Origin of the sequence: Variovorax sp. CF313, from assembly GCF_000282635.1 — a bacterium.
Taxonomy (GTDB): Bacteria; Pseudomonadota; Gammaproteobacteria; order Burkholderiales; family Burkholderiaceae_C; genus Variovorax.
The window spans coordinates 22,314-39,935 of record NZ_AKIW01000013.1 but is presented as its reverse complement, the minus strand read 5'-3'; the positions used below and the strand labels follow the sequence as shown (position 1 = coordinate 39,935).

Below are 17,622 nucleotides of genomic sequence, written 5' to 3'. Positions count from 1 at the left end.
CCGATGTTCGAAAACCTCTGGATGGGCGCGCTGCTGCTCGCGATCATGCTGCTGCTCCTGGCGGGCGGCGTGTGGATCGCGATGACACTGGCCATCGTCGGCTGGGTCGGCCAGGCCTTCTTCACCAACACGCTGCCGGGCAAGAACCTGTTCTCCGCCTTCTGGGAGAGCAACGCGAGCTGGGAGCTGGCGGCGCTGCCGCTCTTCATATGGATGGGCGAGATCCTGTTCCGCACCAAGCTCAGCGAGGAGATGTTCGAGGGCCTGCGCCCCTGGCTCAACCGCGTGCCCGGCCGGCTGATGCACACCACCATCCTCGGGTGCGGCGTGTTCGGCTCGGTCTCGGGCTCTTCGGCCGCCACCTGCGCGACCATCGCCAAGGTGGCGCTGCCCGAGCTCAAGCGCCGCGGCTACAACGAGAAGCTGGCCATCGGCTCGCTCGCCACGGCGGGCACGCTGGGCATCCTGATTCCTCCGTCGATCACCATGGTGGTGTACGCGGTGGCGGCGGACGCGTCGATCATCCGCATCTTCCTCGCCGGCTTCCTGCCGGGCTTCCTGCTGATGCTGCTGTTCTCGGGCTACATCGGCTGGTGGAGCCTGCGCAATCCGGGCGAGGTGCCGCCGGCCGATCCGCCGACCACCTTCATGGAAAAGATCCGGCTCTCGGGCAACCTCATTCCCTGCACGCTGCTGATCGTCTTCATCGTCTGGGTGCTGGTGGCCGGCTGGGCCACCGCCACCGAGTGCGCGGCCTTCGGCGTGCTGGGCTCGCTGGCCATCGCGGCCTGGGGCCGCAGCCTCACTTGGAAGAACTTCAAGGACGGCATCATGGGCGCCACGCGCACCAGCTGCATGATCATGTTCATCCTGGCCGGCGCGGCCTTCCTAACCAAGACCATGGCCTTCACCGGCATTCCGCGCGAGCTGGCGGAATGGGTCGACAGCATGCACCTGTCGCCCTATGCGCTGATCGGCGCGCTGGTGTTGGTGTACCTGGTGCTGGGCACCGCGCTGGACGGCATCTCGATGATCGTGCTCACCAGCGCGGTGGTGCTGCCCATGATCCAGAAGGCGGGCTTCGACCTGATCTGGTTCGGCATCTTCATCGTGCTGCTGGTCGAGATCGCCGAGGTCACGCCGCCGGTGGGCTTCAACCTCTTCGTGCTGCAGAACATGACGGGCAAGGACAGCAACGTGATCGCGAAGGCGGCGATCCCGTTCTTCTTCTGCCTGGTGCTGTGCATCGTGCTGATCACGCTGTTCCCGGGCATCGTGACGATCCTTCCGGACCTCGTGATGGGCCGCGAGAAGTAGGCGGGGCGGCATGGCACGCGGCTTGCGGATAATCGCCGCATGCTGCTGAACGTCCTCGTCATCTGCCTCGCCGCATGCGTCGGCTCCCTCATGCGCTGGGGCTTCGGCCTCTGGCTCAGCCCCGGCGGCATCCTGCCCTGGGGCACCCTGGCGGTAAACCTGATCGGCGGCTACCTCATCGGCGTGGCCATCGCCGTCTTCAGCGCTCTGCCCGACATCAACCCGGCGTGGCGGCTGATGGTGATCACCGGCTTCCTCGGCACGCTCACCACCTTCTCGAGCTTCTCGGCGGAAGTCGTTGGCATGCTGATCACCGGCCGCTTCGGCCTGGCCCTGGGCACGATCGCATTGCACCTGTGCGGCTCGCTGTGCATGACCTGGCTCGGGCTGCGCACGGTGCAGGCTTTTTCGTCCTGAATCCGGCGGAAAACAGCCTTATGTCTTGCGGTTATAGATAAGCCTTTCCATAGGGCCCGCCGATAGAATCGGCCCCAATGCCCCTGGCCTTTCTCGTCGCACTCCCCTTCATTGCCAGCGTGCTGGCCGCGTTGATGCCATCCAACGCGCGCAACAGGGAGTCGACCCTCGCGGGACTGGTCGCACTGGGCTGCGCGATACAGACCGCGTGGCTCTTTCCGCAGATCGCGCACGGCAACGTGCTGCGGCAGGAGATCGAATGGCTCCCGGCCCTCGGCCTCAACCTCGTGTTCCGCATGGACGGCTTCGCCTGGCTGTTCTGCATGCTTGTGCTGGGCATCGGCGCGCTGGTGGTGCTCTATGCGCGCTACTACATGTCGGCCTCCGACCCGGTGCCGCGCTTCTTCTCGTTCTTCCTCGCGTTCATGGGCGCGATGATGGGCGTGGTGCTCTCGGGCAACCTGATCCAGATGGCGCTGTTCTGGGAGCTCACCAGCCTCTTCTCCTTCCTGCTGATCGGCTACTGGCACCACCGCCGCGATGCGCGGCGCGGGGCGCGCATGGCGCTCACCGTCACCGGCGCGGGCGGGCTGTGCCTGCTGGCCGGCGTGCTGGTGCTGGGCCGCATCGTCGGAAGCTACGAGCTCGACGTGGTGCTGGCCTCGGGCGACCTCATCCGCGCGCATGCGCTCTACCCGGCCGCGCTGGTGCTGGTGCTGCTCGGCGCCTTCACCAAGAGCGCGCAGTTCCCATTCCACTTCTGGCTGCCGCGCGCCATGGCCGCGCCCACGCCGGTCTCGGCCTACCTGCACTCGGCCACCATGGTGAAACTCGGCGTGTTCCTCATGGCGCGGCTGTGGCCCGTGCTCTCGGGCACTGAGCAGTGGTTCTGGATGGTGGGTGGCGCGGGCGCGGTCACGCTGCTGCTCGGCAGCTTCATTGCCATGTTCCAGCGCGACCTGAAGGCACTGCTGGCCTACTCGACCATCTCGCATCTCGGGCTCATCACGCTGCTGCTGGGCCTGAACAGCCCGTTGGCGGCAGTGGCGGCGGTGTTCCACGTCATGAACCACGCGACCTTCAAGGCATCGCTGTTCATGGCGGCCGGCATCATCGACCACGAGAGCGGCACGCGCGACATCCGCAAGCTCAGCGGCCTGCTGCGGCTGATGCCGATCACCGGCACGCTGGCCATCATCGCCAGCGCCTCGATGGCCGGCGTGCCGCTGCTCAACGGATTCCTGTCGAAGGAGATGTTCTTCGCCGAGACGGTGTTCATCCAGTCCACGCCATGGATCGACTGGAGCCTGCCGATCATCGCCACCGTCGCGGGCGTCTTCACCGTGGCCTACTCCGCCCGCTTCGTGTTCGACGTGTTCTTCGGTCCGCCCTGCGGCCCCGACGTGCCCAGGCAACCGCATGAGCCGCCGCACTGGATGCGCGTGCCGGTCGAGCTTCTGGTGCTGCTGTGCCTGGTCGTGGGCGTGGCGCCGGCCTGGTCCATCGGCCCGCTGCTGGCGGCGGCCGCGGCGCCCGTGGTGGGCGGCACGCTGCCCGAGTACAGCCTGGCCGTATGGCACGGTTTCAACCTGCCGCTCGCGATGAGCTTCGTGGCGCTGGCGGGCGGCGCCGCGCTCTACCTGCTGCAGCGCAGCCGGCGCGCGGACGGCGGTCTCACGCACACGCCGCTGCTGCACCGCTTCGACGGCCAGACCATCTTCGAACACCTGCTCGCGCTGCTGAGCGAGGCGGGCCGGCGCAGCCGCCGCCTGCTCGGCACGCGCCGCATGCAGTGGCAGCTGCTGCTGCTGGTTGTCGTGGCCATCGCGGGCGCCGCGGCCTCGCTGTGGGCCACGCCCGCTGCGCCCGGCACGCGCGAGCTGCTGCCCTTCTCGCCGATGTTCGCCATGACCTGGATCATCGGCGGCACCTGCGCGCTGGCCGCCGCGTGGCAGGCCAAGTTCCACCGGCTCGCGGCGCTGATGCTGGCTTCGGGCGCCGGGCTTGTCTCGTGCGTGACCTACATCTGGTTCTCCGCGCCCGACCTCGCGCTGACGCAGCTGGTGGTCGAGGCCGTGACCACCGTGCTGATCCTGCTGGGACTGCGCTGGCTGCCGATGCGCAGCAAGGACGCCGTGCAGCCCGCGCGCGCGCGGCTGCGGCCCTGGGGCCGGCGCGGGCGCGACCTGCTGGTGGCGACTGTCGCCGGCGGCGGCATGGCGATGCTGGCCTGGGCCATGATGACGCGCGAGTTCCCGCAGAGCATCTCGCCCTTCTTCCTTGAACGCGCGCTCACCGAAGGCGGCGGCACCAACGTGGTCAACGTGATGCTGGTCGACTTCCGGGGCTTCGACACTTTCGGCGAGATCACGGTGCTCGGCGTGGTGGCGCTCACCGTGTATGCGCTGCTGCGGCGCTTCCGCCCCGCGATCGAATCGATGGCCCTGCCCATACAGCAGCGCCTGCAGGTCGACGACGGCAGCAGCGACCTGCTGAACCCGCGCCGCGCCAAGGACACCGCCGTCGGCTACCTGATGGTGCCGGCCGTGCTGGTGCGGCTGCTGCTGCCGCTGGCGGTGCTGGTGTCGGTCTACTTCTTCATGCGCGGCCACAACGCGCCGGGCGGCGGCTTCGTCGCGGGGCTGGTGATGTCGGTGGCGCTGGTGCTGCAGTTCATCGTCTCGGGCACCGAATGGGTCGAAGAGCACTTGCGCATCTATCCGCGCCGCTGGATCGCCATCGGCCTGCTGTTCGCGCTCGCCACCGGCAGCGGTGCGGTGTTCTTCGGCTACCCCTTCCTGACCACGCACACCGCGCACGTTCACCTGCCGCTGCTGGGCGAGGTGCATGTGCCCAGCGCCCTCTTCTTCGACATCGGCGTGTTCGCGCTGGTGCTCGGCGCCACCATGCTGATCCTCACCGGGCTGGCCCATCAGTCGATACGCAGCCACCGCTGGGCCGACGAGCAGGCCGAACAAAAATGATCACTCCCGTTGCTTGCTCACTTCGTGTAGCCGCCTCCCCCCTCAAGGGGGCAGCACCAGCGGCCCGGCAAAGCCGGTTCCGCGGTGTTCCTGGCCAGGGACAGGAGGCTCCCTCGCGCAGGGCACCATCGATCCGGCTTTGCCGGGCGATCGGTGCCGCCCCCGGAAGGGGGTTGGCGAAGCGACACGAAGTGCGCGCAGCCTGGGGGGGAGCCTAGGGTGGAAATCGTGCTCGCACTTGCCATCGGCGTGCTCACCGGCTCGGGCGTGTACATGCTGCTGCGCCCACGCACCTTCCAGGTCATCATGGGCCTGACGCTGATCTCGTACGCGGTCAATCTCTTCATCTTCAGCATGGGCCGGCTCAAGGTCGACAGCGAGCCGGTGCTCGTCCAAGGCTTCACCGCCACGCTGGCGAACACGGCCGACCCGATGCCGCAGGCCCTGGTACTGACCGCCATCGTGATCGGCTTCGCGATGACGGCGCTGTTCCTCGTGGTGATGCTCGCCTCGCGCGGCCTCACCGGCACCGACCATGTGGACGGTGAAGAGCGGCAGGAGGCAGAGTGAAGGAGATCTCCCATCTGCTCGACAGGTTGCTCGAGTTCGGCATGCCGCATTTGGTGGCGGTGCCGATCCTCGTGCCCATGCTCACGGCCGCGCTGATGCTGATGCTTGGCGAGCGCCGGCGGCGCACCAAATCGGCCCTCAGCGTGGTGTCGGGCCTCGTCGGCCTGCTCGCCGCGCTTGCATTGCTGCGCTGGGTCAACGCGGCCGACACCGGCGGCGGCCCCGGATCCATCGGCGTCTACCTGCCGGGCAACTGGCGCGCGCCCTTCGGCATCGTGCTGGTGGCCGACCGGCTCTCGACCATGATGGTCACGCTCACCGGCGTCATCGCATTTGCCGCATCGATCTACTCGACCTCGCGCTGGGACCGTGCGGGCGTGCATTTCCATCCGCTGCTGCAGCTGCAGCTCATGGGCCTGAACGGTGCCTTCCTCACGGGCGACCTGTTCAACCTGTTCGTCTTCTTCGAGGTCATGCTCGCAGCCTCGTACGGCCTGCTGCTGCACGGCTCCGGCCGGCTGCGCGTGCAGGCCGGGCTGCACTACGTCGCGATCAATCTCGCGGCCTCGTCGCTGTTCCTGATCGGCGCGGCCATCCTCTACGGTGTGACCGGCACGCTCAACATGGCCGACCTCGGCGTGCGCATCGCCGAACTCGCGCCGGGAGACCGCGGGCTGGTGCATGCGGCGGCAGCCATCCTCGCGACAGCCTTCTTCGCGAAGGCCGGCGCATGGCCGCTCAACTTCTGGCTGGTACCGGCCTACAGCGCGGCGGTGTCGCCCGTGGGCGCGGTGTTCGCTCTGCTGACCAAGCTCGGCATCTACACGATCCTGCGGCTGTGGACCGTGCTCTTCGCGCCCGACACCGGCGACTCGGCGGCCTTCGGGCAGGCCGCGCTGGTGGGTACCGGCCTTGCCACGCTGTTCGTCGGCGCCCTCGGCATCGTCGGCACCCAGCGGCTGTCGAACCTCGCGGGCTTCAGCGTGCTGGTGTCGGCCGGTACCCTGCTCGCGGCGCTCGGACTCGGACGGCCGGCCGTGTGGGCGGGCGCGCTGTACTACCTGCTGAGCTCCACGCTCGCGGTCAGCGCCTTCTTCCTGCTGACCGACATGATCGAACGCTGGCGCAACGCCGGCATGAGCGTCGCACCGCACGAGGCGGCCGGCAACGCCCCCTTCCTCGCCGAAGACCTGCGCGCGCTCGACAACGTGAACCTCGACGACGAGGCGCAAGCGCTCTACGGCCGCGCGATTCCCGCCGGCGTGGCCTTCCTCGGCCTGAGCTTCGTGGGCTGCACGCTGCTGCTCGCGGGCCTGCCGCCGCTGTCAGGCTTCATCGGCAAGTTCGCGATGCTCTCGGGCTTGCTCGGCGCAAAGGCGCTCGGCACCGCCAGCTGGATCTTCCTCGCGCTGCTGATCGTCTCCGGTTTTCTCTCGCTGATCGCCCTGAGCCGCACCGGCATCCGCCATTTCTGGACGCAGCTCCACCCCACCATGCCTTCGCTGCCCGCGCTCGAAGTGCTGCCGGTGGCCGGACTTCTCGCGGCCTGCGTGGCGCTGACCGTGTGGGCCGAGCCCGTGATGCAGCACGCCAGGGCCACGGCGGAGGGCCTGAAGACCCCCACGGCTTACCGCAACGCGGTGCTGGGCGCCAGGCAGATACCGAACCCGGTGAAGAAAAAGGAAGGCACGGCCCCATGAAGCGCCTTCTGCCTTCCCCGCCGCTGTCGTTCGCGCTGTTCGTCGTCTGGCTGCTGCTCAACCAGTCGCTCGATGCGGCCACGCTGCTGGCAGCCGTGGTCCTCGCCATCGCCGTGCCGTTGCTCACCAAGGGCCTGCGTCCGGCGGCGGTACGCATGCGCCGGCCTGGCGTCGCGCTGCGGCTGTCCTTCATCGTGACCTTCGACATGCTGAAGTCGGCGTACGACGTGGCCCGCCTGCTGCTCACGCGGCGCACCTCGCGCATCGGCTCGAAGTTCGTGCAGATTCCGCTCGACATGCGCGACCCCAACGGGCTCGCGGTGCTGGCGATGATCATGTGCCTCACGCCCGGCACGGCCTGGGGCGAAGTGTCGTTCGACCGCAGCACGCTGCTGATCCACGTGTTCGACCTCGACGACGATGCTGCCTTCATTGCGCTGATCAAGCAGCGCTACGAACGCCCCCTGATGGAGATCTTCGAGCTATGACACCCATCCTCTTCTGGGCCCTGAAATTCGCGCTCTTCCTGCTGGCCGTGGCCATGCTGTGCGCACTCTCCCGGCTGCTGATCGGCCCGAGCGCGCAGGACCGCGTGATGGCGCTCGACTGCCTCTACATCAACGGCATGCTGATGATGCTGGTGCTGGGCATCGTCTACGCGAGCAACGTCTACTTCGAGGCGGCGATGCTGATCGCGCTGTTCGGCTTCGTGGGTTCCACGGCGATGGCCAAGTTCCTGCTGCGCGGGGAGGTGATCGAATGACGGACTTCATCGCAGGCCCGCTGCCGCTGTGGGCCGAGATCGTCACCGCCGTGTTCGCCGTGCTGGGCGCAGCTTTCGCAGCCATCGGCTCGTTCGGCCTGATCCGGCTGCCCACCTTCTTCCGTCGCATCCATGCGCCCACATTGGGCGCGACGGTAGGCGTGTGGTGCATGACCGTGGCCACCATCGTGTACTTCTCGGTGCAGGGCTTCAGCCTGTTCCTGCACGCGGTGCTGATCGTGCTGTTCATCGCACTCACGGCGCCGATCACCACCATCTTCCTGATGCGCGCGGCGCTGTTCCGCGAGCGGCAGAAGGGTGGCGATGTGCCGCCTGAGGCGAAGTCGGGCTGACTTGTCTGTGTCTGCGTAGTTTCGGGGCGCGATCGTTCAGAGCAAACGCCGCGCCCATCGTGCTCAGGGCACCCCGAATGCCCCAGACATCGGCCAGGCTACAACTGCTGCATCTCCTTGGCCCGAGCCACTTCGACTTCACGCGGCAGAGTCACCGCGTTCTTCACCGCAAGAATTTCCGCCATCACGCTCACCGCGATCTCCGGCGGTGTCTTGCTGCCAATGTAGATGCCGATGGGCCCGCGCAGCCGCGCGAGCGACTCCTCGGTCTGGTCGAAGTGCTCGATCATGCGGTCGCGCCGCGCGTCGGCGTTGCGGCGCGAGCCGATGGCGCCGACGTAGAAGGCCTCGCTCTGCAGCGCCTCGAGCAACGCCAGGTCGTCGAGCTTCGGGTCGTGCGTGAGCGCGACCACGCAGCTTCGGCGGTCGGGCTTGAAGGCCAGCACCGCGTCGTCCGGCATCTCGGTCGTGATGTGCACGCCAGACAGCGACCACGCCGTTCGGTATTCGGCGCGCGGATCGCACAGCGTCACCGCGAAGCCGCTGAACTTGGCCATCGTGGCGAGGTACTCGGCGAGCTGGCCGGCACCGATCAGCAGCATGCGGTATTCGGGGCCGAAGGTGTTGGTGAGTTCGGTGTCGTTCACCGTGAGCTCGTCGGGCGCCGTCGCTTCGGCGAGCCGAACCTCGCCGGTGGCGAGCGTCACCGTGCGCTGCATGAGCTTGCCCTGTTCCAGCTGTGCGACCAGCAGGTCGAGCGACCCGGCATCGGGCGCGTACTCGAGCAGCAGCTCCAGCGTGCCGCCGCAAGGCAGTCCGAAGCGATGAGCCTCGTCGGCGGTGATGCCGTACTTCACGAGCGCGGGCGGCGCGCCCAGCGGCACGTCCTCGCCCTTGCCGTGGGCGTGGCTGTAGCGCGCGATCAGATCGTCCTCGATGCAGCCGCCGGAGACCGATCCCACCACCGCACCGTCTTCGGCCAGGGCCATGATCGAACCCACGGGCCGGGGCGACGAGCCCCAGGTGCGCACGACGGTCGTCAGCAGCGCGCGTTTGCCGGCACGCCGCCAGTCACGCAGCGTGCGCAGCACCATGACGTCGAGATTTTCCATAGCGCGGTTCGCCCCCCTCAGCCGGCGCCGCCGGTCGCGGCGGTGTCGTCTTTCTTGCCGAGGCCGATCTTCTTCATGAGGCCGGACATCATGCCGCTCTTCTCGGCCGGCGCCTCGGCGCTGGCGGCTTCCTCGGCCGGCGCAGGCGGGGGGCCATAGCGGCTCTGTATCTCGGCCTCGAAGCGCTTGAAGAAATCATCTGCGGTCGACTTGGCAGCGCCGTCGATCAGGCGTTGGCCAAGTTGGGCAATCTTGCCGCCGACCTGTGCCTGCACGGTGTAGTCGAGCTCGCAGCCGGCAACCGGCGGCGTCGCGGCCTCCGCTTCGGCCACCGGCTTGAGCGTGACGCTCGACGAGCCCTTGGCAAAGCCCGCCACACCGCCCTGCCCCTCGAAGGTGAGCTTGTAGCCATCGGGTGCGACGATGTCCGACAGCACCACCTTGCCGTTGAACTTGGCCGAGACCGGACCGATCTTGAGCGCGAGGGCAACGCTGTACTGGTTGTCGCCCGTGAGCTCGAACTTGTCGCAGCCGGGGATGCATTTCTTCAGCGTCTCGGGGTCGTTGAGCGCGTCCCATGCCTGTTGTTGGGTGATGCCGAGGCGGCGGTTTCCGAGCATTTCCATGGTGGTTTCCTTTTGCTTCCTTCCTGGGCAACGCTAGCGGCCGGACCGCATCAAGGCGGCCAGGCTCGCGGCGAGCTGTTCGAGTGCGCTGAGATTGTGAACCGCCAGCATCGCATCTGCTTGCCGGTGCAGCACGCCGGCCCCACGCGCCAGAGGGGCGTAGCCCTCGAAACGCAGCAAGGGGTTGAGCCACAGCAGGCGGCGCGAATGGCGCTTGAGCCACAGCAGCTCCTGCTCCAGCAGCGATGGCTCGCCGGTGTCGAGCCCGTCGCTGATCACCAGCACCAGTGTGCGGCGCCCGGTCAGGCGGCGGGCGTGGGCGCGGCGCAGTTCGGCCAGGGAACTGCCGAGCCGGGTGCCGCCTGCGAAGTCGTCTATGGCGAGGCTGGCTGCACTGAGCATGGCATCGGTGTCGGCGAACCGGAAGGCGGGGGTCAGGTCGGTCAGGCGGGTGCCGAAGGCGAACACGTCGCGGCGCCCCGCCCGGCGCGTCGCAGCATGAAGGAACGCCAGAAGCAGCCGTGCATAGCGCTCCATCGAACCCGACACATCGACCAGCACCAGCAGCGGCAGGGGCTGCTGGCGCCGCGCGAGCCTGGGCAGCCGCAGGATCTCGCCACCGGTGCGCGCCGCCTCGTGCAGCACGCCCGGCCAATGCATGCGCGCATGCTGCTGGCCCGCATCGCCGGCCACGCGCAGGCGGCGTGACGGCAGTTCGGGAATGGGCAATCGGATGTCGCGCGCCAGCCGTTCGACGAGGCGGTATTCGGACGCGCCGAGCGCGTTGAAGTCCGCATGCTGCAGGCGCTGGCGATCGCTCGACGTCATGGCGGCGTCGAACTCGATCTCGCGGTCGGGCTTTGCCGGCTCGGCTGGCCTGGCGGGGCTGCGCGGTGCGGTAAGCGCTTCGCGCACGCGCGGCCGGCGCTTCGAGGGCTCGGCCTTGCCTTCGGCACTCGGCAGCATCTGCGCGAGCAGCTTGTTGGCCAGTTCCGGGTCGCGAAACCAGGCGTCGAAGAGTTCGCGGAACACCATGCGGTCCTGCTCGCGGCTCACCATCACGGCTTCCATCGCGGCGCCCAGGTCGAGCCTGTCGTCCACGCCCACCAGCGTGGCCGCCTCGGCAGCCAGCGCGATGCGCATGGCATCGGTACGCACGCCGGCACGGCGCAGGGCACGGCCGAAGGCGGCGATGTTGCCGGTGAGCTTGCCGCCGCGGACATCGCCGAGTTGCTGGATTCCGGCCATGCGAAATCGCTGTCTGGAACAGGGACGCGCTCAGCGCGCGACCGGCTCCTCGGGTTTGAGCAGATCCGATGCCAGCTCCCGCGTGAGCGCCGCCACGTCGTCGCGCTGCTTGAACAGGATGCCGGCGGTATCCACCACCACTTCGGGGTCGAGCTCGACGGTGTCGAGCGCGATCAGCGCCCTCGCCCATTCGACGCTCTCGGCAATGCCGGGCGCACGCTGGAAGGCGTTGACGAAGGGCGCATCGCGCAGCCGTGCGACGAAGGCCGCCACCTGCGCCGACAGCTTCTCGCCGGCCTGCGGCACCTGCGCGCGCACGATGGCCAGCTCGCGCTCGCGCTCCGGGTAGTCGAGCCAGTGATACAGGCAGCGGCGCTTGACCGCGTCATTGAGCTCGCGCGTGCGGTTGCTCGTGAGGATGGTCACGGGCGGCACCACGGCGCGCACCGTGCCCAGTTCGGGAATGCTCACCTGGTACTCGCCCAGGTATTCGAGCAGGAAGGCCTCGAACGGCTCGTCGGCGCGGTCCACCTCGTCGATCAGCAGCACGGCACCGGGCAGCGGCGTCTGCAGCGCCTGCAGCAGCGGGCGGCGGATCAGGTAGTGCGGCTGGTAGACCTCGGCCTCCACATCGCGCGCCGCGCCGGTGGCCTCGGCGGCGCGCATGTGCAGCAGCTGCGCGGCGTAGTTCCATTCGTAGAGCGCCTCGCGCTGCTCCAGGCCGTCGTAGCACTGCAGGCGCAGCAGCTCGCGGCTCAGCGCAGTCGACAGCGCCTTCGCCAGTTCGGTCTTGCCGACCCCGGGCTCTCCTTCGAGCAGCAGCGGGCGCTGCAGCTTGAGCGCGAGGAAAACGGCCGTGGCCAGCCGGCGGTCGGCAAAGTAGCCGGCCTGCATCAAACCTTCGGAGAGGGAATCGATGGTCGGGAAGATCATGGCGAAGCGTAGCGGAAGACGCGAGGCTGTCGCGTCTTCCGTTGAGCGAACAACAACCCCGGCTTCTTCAGCCCAGGGCCTTGGTGACTGCGCGCTGCGTCAGCACGCTGATAAGGTTCGCGCGATACGCGGCCGAAGCATGCAGGTCGCTGTTCAGGTCGCTCGCGTCGATCTTCACGGCTGCGGCAGCGGCCGCCGTGAAGCTCTTGTTGAGCGCATCCTCGAGCCCCGCATGGCGGAACACGCCGTTGCCCGCGCCGGTGATCGCCACGCGCACGCCGCTGTCGTATTGCGCAAGGAACACGCCGACCAGCGGGAAGTTCGACGCCTTCTGGCGCAGCTTTTCGTAGACGGCGCGCTTCGGAATGGGAAAGCGGATCGCGGTGATCAGTTCGTCCTCTTCGAGTGCCGTGGTGAACAGGCCCAGGAAGAAATCGTCCGCCGCGATCTCGCGCTTCGAGGTGATGACCGTCGCGCCGGAGCCCAGCACCGCGCTGGGATAGCAGGCGGCAGGGTCGTTGTTGGCCACGGAGCCGCCGATGGTGCCCATCGCGCGCACTTGCCGGTCGCCGATGCGCGCGGCCAGGTCGGCCAGCGCCGGGAAGGCGGCCTTCACGTCGGCGTTGTTCGCCACGTCGAGATGGCGCGACATGGCACCGATGGTGATGGCATTGCCGTTTTTCGCGATGCCGGTGAGTTCCTTGATGCCGCTCAGGTCCACCAGCTGATCGGGGGCCGAGAGCCGCAGCTTCATCGAAGCCAGCAGGGTCTGGCCGCCCGCCAGCGGCTTGGCGCCTGCGGCAACGAGCTTGGCCGCGTCGGCCACGGAAGTGGGCCGTTCGAGTGTGAAGGCGTACATGGTGTGGTTCCTTCTTTGTTTTAGTGTGTGGCTGCGGCCTGCATCGCTTCCCAGACGCGGCTGGGCGAGGCGGGCATGTCGAAGTCCTTGACGCCCAGCGGCGCCAGCGCGTCGAGCACGGCATTGATCACGGCCGGCGGCGAGCCGATGGCTCCCGCCTCGCCGCAGCCCTTGGTGCCCAGCGGGTTGTGCGTGCAGGGGGTGCACACGGTGTCGAGCTTGAACTGCGGAAAGTCGCCTGCGCGCGGCATGGCGTAGTCCATGAAGCTGCCGGTGAGCAGCTGGCCGGTCTCATTGTCGTAGACGCAGTTTTCCAGCAGCGCCTGGCCGATGCCCTGCACCAGCCCGCCGTGTACCTGGCCCTCGACGATCATCGGGTTGATGATGGTGCCGAAGTCGTCCACCGCGGTGAAGCGGTCGACCTTGACCTCGCCGGTCTGCTTGTCGACCTCGACCTCGCAGATATAGGTGCCGCCCGGGAAGGTGAAGTTGGTCGGGTCGTAGAAGGCGGTTTCGTTCAGGCCGGGCTCCAGCTTGTCGAGCGGGTAGTTGTGCGGCACGTAGGCCGTGAGCGCCACCTGGCCGAACGGAATTTTCTTGTCGGTGCCCTTGACCGTGAACTCGCCATTGGCGAACTCGATGTCGGCGTCGCTTGCCTCCATCAGGTGCGCGGCAATCTTCTTGGCCTTGGTCTCGATCTTGTCGAGCGCCTTCATGATGGCCGCGCCGCCCACCGAGATGGAACGCGAGCCGTAGGTGCCCATGCCGAAGGGCACGCGGCCGGTGTCGCCGTGCACCACGTCGACGTTCTCGACCGGAATGCCCAGCCGCGCCGCCACGACCTGCGCGAAGGTGGTCTCATGCCCCTGGCCATGGCTGTGCGAGCCGGTGAACACCGTCACGCTGCCGGTCGGGTGCACGCGGATTTCGCCGCATTCGAACAGGCCGGCGCGCGCGCCGAGCGCGCCGGCGATGTTCGACGGTGCGATGCCGCAGGCCTCGATGTAACTCGAGTAGCCGATGCCGCGCAGCTTGCCTGCGGCCTCGCTGGCCGCCTTGCGCGCGGCGAAGCCATCGACCTCGGCCAGCACGCGGGCCTTGTCCATGCAGGCGTGGAAGTCGCCCGTGTCGTACTGCAGCGCGACCGGCGTCTGGTAGGGAAAGGTGCTGATGAAGTTGCGCTTGCGGATCTCGTCCTGCCCCAGGTTCATTTCCCAGGCGCAGCGCGACACCAGCCGCTCCAGCAGATAGGTGGCCTCGGGCCGCCCCGCGCCGCGGTACGCGTCGACCGGCGCGGTGTTGGTGAACCAGGCATCCACCTCGACGTAGATCTGCGGCGTGGTGTACTGGCCCGCCAGCAGCGTGGCGTAGAGGATGGTCGGCACCGCGGTCGAGAAGGTCGACAGGTAGGCGCCGAGGTTGGCGTCGGTGTGCACGCGCAGCGCGAGGAACTTTCCGTCCTTGTCCATCGCCATCTCGGCGTGGCTCACGTGGTCGCGGCCGTGCGCGTCCGAGAGGAAGCACTCGGAGCGTTCCGCCGTCCATTTGATGTTGCGGTTGAGCTGCTTGGCGGCCCAGGTGAGGCACACGTCTTCGGCATACAGGAAGATCTTGGAGCCGAAGCCGCCCCCCACATCGGGCGCGATCACGCGCACCTTGTGCTCGGGCAGGCCCAGCACGAAGGCCGTCATCAGCAGGCGTTCGACGTGCGGATTCTGGTTCGACACATACAGCGTGTAGTCGTCGGTACCGCGGCTGTAGCTGCCGATGGCCACGCGCGGCTCGATCGGGTTCGGAATCAGCCGGTTGTTGACCAGGTCGAGCTTGGTGACGTGCGCGGCGCTGGCAAACACCGCGTCGACCGCCGCCTTGTCACCGAGCGCCCACTTGTAGCACTGGTTGTCGGGCGCCTCGTCGTGCAGCGTGACGCCGCTCGCCTTCTTCGCCGCATCGGCCACGCTCACGAGCGCGGGGAGCACCTCGTAGTCGACCACCACCGCCTCGGCGGCGTTCCTGGCCTGCTCGACCGTCTCGGCCACCACCATCGCGACGTGGTCGCCGACATAGCGCACCTTCTTGATCGCGAGGATCGGGTGCATCGGCTCCTTCATGGGGGTGCCGTCGGGGTTGTTGATGAGCCAGCCGCAGGGCAGGCCGCCCATCTTTCCTTCGATGTCCTTGCCGCTGAAGATGCCGACCACGCCGGGCATCTTCAGCGCCTCGGCGATGTCGATCGACTTGATGGCGGCATGGGCGTGCGGCGAGCGCACGAAGACCGCATGGCTCTGGTTGGCCAGCGTGATGTCGTCCGTGTAGTTGCCGGCGCCGGTCAGGAAACGATAGTCTTCCTTGCGCCGCAGGGCCTCGCCGATGTGCGGCAGGTTCGAGAAGTCGGAAGCACCCATGATGTTGCTCCTTTCACGCCGTGACGGTTGTCTTGACCGGCGTACCCGAGGCCATGGCCTCGCCGCCCATCTTCACGGCCTTCACGATGTTCTGGTAGCCGGTGCAGCGGCACAGGTTGCCCTCGAGCAGCTCCCGGATTTCCGACTCGCTCGACTTGGGGTGGTGGGTGCAAAGGTCGATGGCGCTCATGACCATCCCCGGGGTGCAGAAGCCGCACTGCAGGCCGTGGCACTCCTTGAATGCAGCCTGCATCGGGTGCATGGTGCCGTCGGCCTCGGCGATGCCCTCGATGGTGGTGATGTCCGCGCCCGTCGCCTGCGCGACCAGGATGTTGCACGACTTGACTGCCCTGCCGTTGACGTGGACGGTGCAGGCGCCGCACTGGGCGGTGTCGCAGCCGACGTGGGTTCCGGTGAGGTGGAGGTGCTCTCGGATGGCGTGGACGAGGAAAGTATTGGGAGGAGCGTCGACCGTGACCTGACGGCCGTTGACCTTGAAAGCGACCTGCATTTGGCTGTCTCCGTGAAAGGTGATGGCTGGTTCAGCAAAAAGCATCTTGGATGCCCACCTTTCGCACTATCCTAGGCAAAACCCTCGACTCTTGCACAGAGCGAACGAAATTCTCAAAATGAAACAGCTTGCCGTCCGGCGAGCCGGGAAAAGCCGCCCCACACGCGCGAAAAACCACGATGCCCGCCACTGTCGTTTCGCCACCTCCTGAGCGTTCCCTGGCCATTGCCCAAGCCCGCCGCGAACTGATCGAGGGCGAGTCGCCGCCCCGTGCGCGCGGTGCCGCGTGCGTCGATTCGTGGATCACCCGTTCCTGGCAGCGCTGCATCGAGGCCGGCCGCCGGCCGCAGCAGCGGGTCAGCTTCGATCCGGTGAGCCGGGCTGCCGGCTGCGATGTCGCCGAACACAACCGGGCGCTGGTTTCCGCGGCCCGGCCGGTGATCGACCGGCTTTCGCGCGCCATCGCCGACACCCGCTATTTCGCCATCCTGACCAATGCCGACGGCGTCGTGATCGACGTGGGCAACCTGCCCGGCGGCGTCGACGCCGCCAGCCGCCATGCGCGCGACATCGCGCGCGTCGGCGTCGACCTGTCGGAACGCGCCATCGGCACCAGCGCGATCGGCACCGCGCTGGCCGAACAGGAATCGGTGTGGCTGCACCGCGGCGAGCATTTCTTCGACGACACCAGCGTCTACAGCTGCGCGGGCGCGCCGCTCTTCGGTCCCCGGGGCGACTGCATCGGCATGCTCGACCTGACCGGCGTGCAGGTGGTCGAGCGCCCGGAGCTGCGCCACCTGGCCACCCTGTCCGCGCGCAGCATCGAGAACATGCTGCTGATCCGCGAGCCCTGCGAGCTGCTGTTGCACCTGGCCTGGCCGGGCAGCCCGAGCAGCGAAGCCACCGAGGGACTGCTGTGCATCGACGCTGGCGGTGGCATCACGGGCGCCAATGCGGCGGCCCGGCAGATGCTGCACCAGCCGCTGGCGCGCTGCGAACACGCATTGAATTTCAACGACCTGTTCGCGCTGCCCCTGCACATGATGTTCGACGCGGCCCGGCGCGGCGACGCGGTGCTCGAAGTGCCGCTCTGGTCGGGCTTGCGGGTGCAGGCGCGGCCCCGGCGCGGCGGCAGCTCCGAGGGTGCTTCCGCATCCGGCACCCGCCCGCGATTGCGCGACGTCGAAACCGAGCTGATCCGCAAGGCGGTGACCGACGCGCGCGGCAACGTGGCGGAAGCCGCGCGGGCACTGGGCATCAGCCGTGCCACGGTCTACCGCAAGCTGTGGCGCGGCCGCTCGGCCGGCATGCCGGACTGAGCGCACAGCGTTCAGCTTTCATTCAGCCTTCCTGCTGCTTCAGGCCCCCACGGGTACCTTGTCCAGGAAGCCCGTGACCGAGCGGAGCTTGCCGGCATCCAGCTGGGCGAAGTCGGTGCCCTGGATCATGTCTTCCGCCCCGCTCGGCCCCAGCGTCCACGAGAAGCGCAGATGGTCGCCGTGCGCGTCCGCCTTGCCCAGCAGGTTGAAGCGGAAGCCCGGGTAGCGCTGGTGCACCGCGCCGACCAGCGCGCTGATCTGCTCATGCCCGCTGGCCTGCGCCATCGGGTCCACGTAGTGCGCGTTGGCGGCCCACCCGGCTTCGATCAGCGCGGCGCGGCGCGCGGCGTCGGTTTCGTTCCAGACGGCGATGTAGCGTTGGGCAATCGCGGTGGCATCGTGTGCGGCGGTGTTCATGATGACGATTCCTTTCGAAGGGTTCGGCCCGCAACATCGCGGGGTGAAGGAATGGTCGCGCCGCACGCGATTCGCGTCGATGACGTGG

The 17,622-nt window shown here is 68.0% G+C and carries 17 protein-coding genes; 9 read left to right on the top strand and 8 right to left on the bottom strand.

The features are described 5' to 3' along the window. Nucleotides 1–3: 3 nt before the first annotated feature. The 8 genes from PMI12_RS03920 (at nucleotide 4) to mnhG (ending at nucleotide 8,104) form a co-directional block, all read left to right on the top strand. The gene (locus tag PMI12_RS03920) at nucleotides 4–1,317 is read left to right on the top strand and encodes a TRAP transporter large permease (protein ID WP_007829353.1); all 1,314 of its coding nucleotides are present in this window, start codon (nucleotides 4–6) and stop codon (nucleotides 1,315–1,317) included. A gap of 39 nt (nucleotides 1,318–1,356) precedes the next feature. Next, entirely contained in the window at nucleotides 1,357–1,734 is a 378-nt protein-coding gene (gene crcB, locus PMI12_RS03915) for a fluoride efflux transporter CrcB (protein ID WP_007829351.1), read from the top strand. A 77-nt stretch (nucleotides 1,735–1,811) separates the two neighbouring features. Beyond that, nucleotides 1,812–4,718: a monovalent cation/H+ antiporter subunit A gene (locus PMI12_RS03910; RefSeq protein ID WP_007829348.1), complete on the top strand. Its 2,907-nt coding sequence runs from the start codon at nucleotides 1,812–1,814 to the stop codon at nucleotides 4,716–4,718. A gap of 219 nt (nucleotides 4,719–4,937) precedes the next feature. Further along, nucleotides 4,938–5,288: a Na+/H+ antiporter subunit C gene (locus PMI12_RS03905; protein WP_007829346.1), complete on the top strand. Its 351-nt coding sequence runs from the start codon at nucleotides 4,938–4,940 to the stop codon at nucleotides 5,286–5,288. 41 nt (nucleotides 5,289–5,329) lie between these two features. Further along, complete coding sequence (locus PMI12_RS03900; protein ID WP_042672813.1) at nucleotides 5,330–6,988, top strand: monovalent cation/H+ antiporter subunit D; 1,659 nt, start codon at nucleotides 5,330–5,332, stop codon at nucleotides 6,986–6,988. Continuing rightward, nucleotides 6,985–7,476 carry a Na+/H+ antiporter subunit E gene (locus tag PMI12_RS03895; protein WP_007829343.1) on the top strand — a complete coding sequence of 164 codons (492 nt, stop codon included), beginning with the start codon at nucleotides 6,985–6,987 and terminating at the stop codon, nucleotides 7,474–7,476. The genes PMI12_RS03900 and PMI12_RS03895 overlap by 4 nt, the downstream gene beginning before the upstream one ends. Further along, entirely contained in the window at nucleotides 7,473–7,751 is a 279-nt protein-coding gene (locus tag PMI12_RS03890) for a K+/H+ antiporter subunit F (protein WP_007829342.1), read from the top strand. The genes PMI12_RS03895 and PMI12_RS03890 overlap by 4 nt, the downstream gene beginning before the upstream one ends. Next, complete coding sequence (gene mnhG / locus PMI12_RS03885; RefSeq protein ID WP_007829341.1) at nucleotides 7,748–8,104, top strand: monovalent cation/H(+) antiporter subunit G; 357 nt, start codon at nucleotides 7,748–7,750, stop codon at nucleotides 8,102–8,104. Before PMI12_RS03890 ends, mnhG begins: the two co-directional genes overlap by 4 nt. A gap of 98 nt (nucleotides 8,105–8,202) precedes the next feature. Here the strand turns inward: mnhG and PMI12_RS03880 are convergent, their stop codons facing one another. The 7 genes from PMI12_RS03880 to PMI12_RS03850 all read right to left on the bottom strand — a co-directional run bounded on the left by PMI12_RS03880 (nucleotide 8,203) and on the right by PMI12_RS03850 (nucleotide 15,798). Further along, the gene (locus PMI12_RS03880; protein ID WP_007829339.1) at nucleotides 8,203–9,216 is read right to left on the bottom strand and encodes an XdhC family protein; all 1,014 of its coding nucleotides are present in this window, start codon (nucleotides 9,214–9,216) and stop codon (nucleotides 8,203–8,205) included. Nucleotides 9,217–9,233: 17 nt separating this feature from the next. Next, complete coding sequence (locus PMI12_RS03875; protein WP_007829337.1) at nucleotides 9,234–9,842, bottom strand: CoxG family protein; 609 nt, start codon at nucleotides 9,840–9,842, stop codon at nucleotides 9,234–9,236. A gap of 33 nt (nucleotides 9,843–9,875) precedes the next feature. Continuing rightward, nucleotides 9,876–11,090: a vWA domain-containing protein gene (locus PMI12_RS03870; protein ID WP_007829335.1), complete on the bottom strand. Its 1,215-nt coding sequence runs from the start codon at nucleotides 11,088–11,090 to the stop codon at nucleotides 9,876–9,878. A gap of 30 nt (nucleotides 11,091–11,120) precedes the next feature. Then, nucleotides 11,121–12,023 (bottom strand): AAA family ATPase, encoded by a 903-nt coding sequence (locus PMI12_RS03865; protein WP_007829333.1) that lies wholly within the window; start codon nucleotides 12,021–12,023, stop codon nucleotides 11,121–11,123. Between the two features lie 67 nt (nucleotides 12,024–12,090). Continuing rightward, a complete protein-coding gene (locus tag PMI12_RS03860; RefSeq protein WP_007829330.1) occupies nucleotides 12,091–12,882 on the bottom strand; it encodes an FAD binding domain-containing protein in 792 nt (263 codons plus the stop codon). Nucleotides 12,883–12,902: 20 nt separating this feature from the next. Further along, the gene (locus PMI12_RS03855; RefSeq protein ID WP_007829328.1) at nucleotides 12,903–15,287 is read right to left on the bottom strand and encodes a xanthine dehydrogenase family protein molybdopterin-binding subunit; all 2,385 of its coding nucleotides are present in this window, start codon (nucleotides 15,285–15,287) and stop codon (nucleotides 12,903–12,905) included. A 13-nt stretch (nucleotides 15,288–15,300) separates the two neighbouring features. Beyond that, entirely contained in the window at nucleotides 15,301–15,798 is a 498-nt protein-coding gene (locus PMI12_RS03850; protein WP_007829325.1) for a (2Fe-2S)-binding protein, read from the bottom strand. 179 nt (nucleotides 15,799–15,977) lie between these two features. On the opposite strand from PMI12_RS03850, the gene PMI12_RS03845 reads away from it, so the two are divergent. Next, the gene (locus tag PMI12_RS03845) at nucleotides 15,978–17,117 is read left to right on the top strand and encodes a helix-turn-helix domain-containing protein (RefSeq protein ID WP_007829324.1); all 1,140 of its coding nucleotides are present in this window, start codon (nucleotides 15,978–15,980) and stop codon (nucleotides 17,115–17,117) included. 39 nt (nucleotides 17,118–17,156) lie between these two features. Here PMI12_RS03845 and PMI12_RS03840 read toward each other — a convergent pair whose 3' ends face one another. Next, entirely contained in the window at nucleotides 17,157–17,534 is a 378-nt protein-coding gene (locus PMI12_RS03840) for a nuclear transport factor 2 family protein (RefSeq protein WP_007829322.1), read from the bottom strand. Nucleotides 17,535–17,622: the final 88 nt, after the last annotated feature.

Excerpts from the sequence above, each read along its gene's own strand:
- PMI12_RS03890 (WP_007829342.1), top strand. The coding sequence starts at position 7,473 with ATGACACCCATCCTCTTCTGGGCCCTGAAATTCGCGCTCTTCCTGCTG.
- crcB (WP_007829351.1), top strand. The coding sequence starts at position 1,357 with ATGCTGCTGAACGTCCTCGTCATCTGCCTCGCCGCATGCGTCGGCTCC.
- PMI12_RS03920 (WP_007829353.1), top strand. The coding sequence starts at position 4 with ATGTTCGAAAACCTCTGGATGGGCGCGCTGCTGCTCGCGATCATGCTG.
- PMI12_RS03895 (WP_007829343.1), top strand. The coding sequence starts at position 6,985 with ATGAAGCGCCTTCTGCCTTCCCCGCCGCTGTCGTTCGCGCTGTTCGTC.
- PMI12_RS03840 (WP_007829322.1), bottom strand. The coding sequence starts at position 17,534 with ATGAACACCGCCGCACACGATGCCACCGCGATTGCCCAACGCTACATC.
- PMI12_RS03855 (WP_007829328.1), bottom strand. The coding sequence starts at position 15,287 with ATGGGTGCTTCCGACTTCTCGAACCTGCCGCACATCGGCGAGGCCCTG.
- PMI12_RS03910 (WP_007829348.1), top strand. The coding sequence starts at position 1,812 with ATGCCCCTGGCCTTTCTCGTCGCACTCCCCTTCATTGCCAGCGTGCTG.
- PMI12_RS03880 (WP_007829339.1), bottom strand. The coding sequence starts at position 9,216 with ATGGAAAATCTCGACGTCATGGTGCTGCGCACGCTGCGTGACTGGCGG.
- PMI12_RS03860 (WP_007829330.1), bottom strand. The coding sequence starts at position 12,882 with ATGTACGCCTTCACACTCGAACGGCCCACTTCCGTGGCCGACGCGGCC.
- PMI12_RS03875 (WP_007829337.1), bottom strand. The coding sequence starts at position 9,842 with ATGGAAATGCTCGGAAACCGCCGCCTCGGCATCACCCAACAACAGGCA.
- PMI12_RS03845 (WP_007829324.1), top strand. The coding sequence starts at position 15,978 with ATGCCCGCCACTGTCGTTTCGCCACCTCCTGAGCGTTCCCTGGCCATT.
- PMI12_RS03900 (WP_042672813.1), top strand. The coding sequence starts at position 5,330 with ATGCCGCATTTGGTGGCGGTGCCGATCCTCGTGCCCATGCTCACGGCC.
- PMI12_RS03865 (WP_007829333.1), bottom strand. The coding sequence starts at position 12,023 with ATGATCTTCCCGACCATCGATTCCCTCTCCGAAGGTTTGATGCAGGCC.
- PMI12_RS03870 (WP_007829335.1), bottom strand. The coding sequence starts at position 11,090 with ATGGCCGGAATCCAGCAACTCGGCGATGTCCGCGGCGGCAAGCTCACC.
- PMI12_RS03850 (WP_007829325.1), bottom strand. The coding sequence starts at position 15,798 with ATGCAGGTCGCTTTCAAGGTCAACGGCCGTCAGGTCACGGTCGACGCT.
- mnhG (WP_007829341.1), top strand. The coding sequence starts at position 7,748 with ATGACGGACTTCATCGCAGGCCCGCTGCCGCTGTGGGCCGAGATCGTC.